Source organism: bacterium (assembly GCA_024228115.1).
In the GTDB taxonomy this organism is placed as follows: domain Bacteria; phylum Myxococcota_A; class UBA9160; order UBA9160; family UBA6930.
Genome location: JAAETT010000065.1, coordinates 1 through 1,786, shown reverse-complemented (window position 1 = coordinate 1,786; position 1,786 = coordinate 1). Strand labels below are relative to the sequence as shown.

1 protein-coding gene is annotated in these 1,786 nt (G+C 55.7%); it reads left to right on the top strand.

Annotated features, from left to right (window positions below):
* Nucleotides 1-28: 28 nt before the first annotated feature.
* On the top strand, nt 29-1,786 hold a 1,758-nt coding region (locus GY937_03770), incomplete at its 3' end, for a hypothetical protein (GenBank protein ID MCP5055826.1).

The following is a 1,786-nucleotide window of genomic DNA, read 5'->3' as shown; positions in this document are numbered from 1 at the left end:
TGAATCCATAACAGTCAGGAGTTAAACCATGCCCCAACTTGCGCAGCGCAGTCTGGCTTCCGGAGAGCTGTCCCCTGCAGCGCAGGCGAGGTCTGATCTGGCTAAATATCTATCAGGCCTGAACCTGTGCGAAAATTACTACGTTAAAGCGCAGGGAGGGGCGTATAACCGACCTGGATGGCGCTTTATCAATGTGCTGGATGACTCCACGAGAAAGGGTCGGTTAATCGAATTTTCGTTCAACACGGAGCAGACGTACATGCTCGTGTTTGAACATTTGAAAGTGAGAGTTATCAGGGACGGTGGTCTCATCCTCGCAGGCGGCGGACCCGCAATATTCGAGTTGGTCACGCCTTACACTGAGGACCAGCTCCCGACTCTCGGGTTTTCGCAGGATGCAGACGTGATGACTCTGACCCATAAGAGCCATGACCCTGCGAGCCTGAGTCGAATTGCGGACGACAACTGGACCCTCACCACAAACGACTATTCACCCACGGTGGACACTCCAGCGTTCAATGCGTCGGATACCGTATCCTCCATCACGAATATCACTAAGGCCAACCCAGCAGTGGTGACGTCACCAGGCCACGGATGGGATGAGGGCAACCTGGTCGAAGTGAAGAGTGTGGTCGGTATGACTGAGCTGAACGACAGGCTCTTCCGTGTCACTGACATAGTTGACGGGGTGTCGTATGCATTGGATGGCGAAGACTCCACCGGTTACACAGCGTATGTCTCCGGCGGCAATGCCTTCCGGAGCAACGGCGCTACAACGATCGGCAGTGGGTTCGGCGACTTTGAGAAAACATACACCTACGTCGTGACGGCGGTGGACCTGGACGGCGTCGAGTCACTAGCGTCGGTTCCAGGGATAATTACAACTCAGTCACTGTCCACGACCGGCGCGGTCAAGCTGCGGTGGGATTCGGTATCAGGGGCGGATTACTATCGAGTATACAAGGACCCGTCAGTGAACAGTCAGGTATACGGATGGATCGGTGACTCGAAAACCTTATATTTCGAAGATTACAACGTCGCACCTCTAACGAGCGACACTCCTCCCGAGGCTCGCGAGCCGTTTGCGGCTGCAGGCGATAAGCCCGGAGTGAGTACATACTATCAGCAGCGGCAGGTATTCGCGTCGACGTCGAACGAGCCTCAGCGGAGCGACGTCACGCAAGTAGGCAATCCCAGCTCTTTGCGCACATCGCACCCCGCCCGGGCTGCTGACGCTTTCACTTTCACGATTAAAGCGCAACAAGTCAACGAGATCAGGCATTTGCTGCCGTTAGGGGATTTGATTGTCCTTACGTCTGGCGGAGTGTGGAAGGTCACCGAGGGTGCGGACGGGGTCCTTACGCCTGCGACAGCCGGGGTGCGCATACAATCGTACGTAGGGGCGTCGAAAGTTCCGCCGGTTGTCGTCAACTCTACCGCTTTATATGTGCAGTACGCAGGGGCTCGTGTCAGGGACCTGGGCTACGAGTACACGTCTAACAAGTACACAGGCAACGACCTATCGATATACGCGATGCACCTTTTTGGCGGGCACTCGATTGTGGATATGGCGTACGCCGAGGAGCCTGACAGCATCCTGTGGTGTGTGCGAGACGACGGGACTCTGATCGGGTTGACATATCAACGTGAGCATCAAGTGTGGGGCTGGCACCGACATACCACCCTCGGTGAGGTTGAGTCTGCGGCCTCGATCCTCGAAGATGGTCGGTCTGCGGTATACTTGATCGTTAAACGCAATATCAACGGCACAGATGTGCGCCACATC